A 1332-nucleotide genomic window follows, 5' to 3' on the forward strand; every position below is an offset into this window, starting at 1 on the left:
TAGCAGGCTGCTGCAGAAGTCGCTGGCAGGCTTGTCGCGGAGATGATTCACTCTGTTAGAGGCAGGGGTGGGATCAGGCGATGCGCGGGCGCGGAGATCGATCGGAGAACCTGTTCAGCTACGTCCGCCTGGAGGAACGCGTACCGGCCGATCATCCTCTGCGTCCGATCCGGGCGCTGGCGGACGAGGTTCTGGCCGGGCTGAGCGACCGCTTCGAGGGCCTGTACTCAGGACTGGGCCGCCCCTCGATCCCGCCTGAGATGCTGCTGCGTGCCACGCTGCTGCAAGCCTTCTTCTCGGTGCGCTCTGAGCGGATGCTGATGGAGCAGATCGATTACAATCTGCTGTTTCGCTGGTTCGTGGGGTTGGAGATCGATGCCGCGATCTGGCACCCGACGGTGTTCACGCACAACCGTGATCGGCTGCTGGAAGCGGACGTCGCCCGCGCCTTCCTGTCGGGGCTGCTGGCGCTCAAGCCGGTCAAGCGGCTGTTGTCGAGCGACCACTTCTCGGTCGACGGCACGATGATCGAGGCATGGGCCTCGATGAAGAGCTTCCGCCCCAAGGACGGTTCGGGCGAACCGCCAGGACCGGGCCGCAACGGCGAGCGCGACTTCCGCCGCGAGAAGCGCTCGAACGAGACCCACGCCTCGACCACCGACCCGGACGCCCGGCTCTACCGCAAGGCGGACGGTCAGGAGAGCCGGCTGTGCTACCTCGGGCATGCGCTGATGGAGAACCGCAACGGCCTGGTGGTGGACGCGGCTCTCACCCACGCCACCGGCACGGCCGAGCGCGAGGCCGCCCTGGCCATGCTCGATCGCCTGCCCCGTCGGCACCGGATCACGCTGGGCGCGGACAAGCTCTTCGATGTGGAAGCCTTCGTCGGCGATCTGCGGGCGCGGCAGGTGACGCCGCACATCGCGATCAACGGGGCAGTGTCCAAGACCGGCAAGGTGCGCAAGACCGCCCTCGACGGCCGCACTACCCGGCACGCCGGCTACGCGATCAGCCTGCGGTCTCGCAAGCGGATCGAGGAGGTCTTCGGCTGGATCAAGGCCCAGGCCGGGTTCGCCAAGGTGAAGGTCCGATCCCTGCCCAAGGTCGAGGCGGTCTTCACCTTCGCAGCCATCGCCTACAACCTCGTGCGCTTACCGAGGCTTCTGGCCGGAGCAGGCGCATGAGGGGCGACCCGAGCCGGGCGCAGACGCGGCCCGTAACCCGGGCTCCCATCGAAGAGGCAGAATCCAGCCTCTCGGACGTCGGCCAATCCGTGGCAAACACCGATAACGATCCAAACCGAGCGTAACACCAGACTTCTGCAGCAGCCTG

General features: G+C 66.9%; 1 protein-coding gene. It reads left to right on the forward strand.

The window, feature by feature from the left end:
- Positions 1-80 precede the first annotated feature (80 nt).
- A complete protein-coding gene (locus tag FV229_RS26885) occupies positions 81-1184 on the forward strand; it encodes an IS5 family transposase (RefSeq protein WP_147754820.1) in 1104 nt (367 codons plus the stop codon).
- Positions 1185-1332 lie beyond the last annotated feature (148 nt).

The sequence above is a fragment of the Methylobacterium sp. WL120 genome, from assembly GCF_008039465.1.
Lineage (GTDB): Bacteria > Pseudomonadota > Alphaproteobacteria > Rhizobiales > Beijerinckiaceae > Methylobacterium > Methylobacterium cerastii.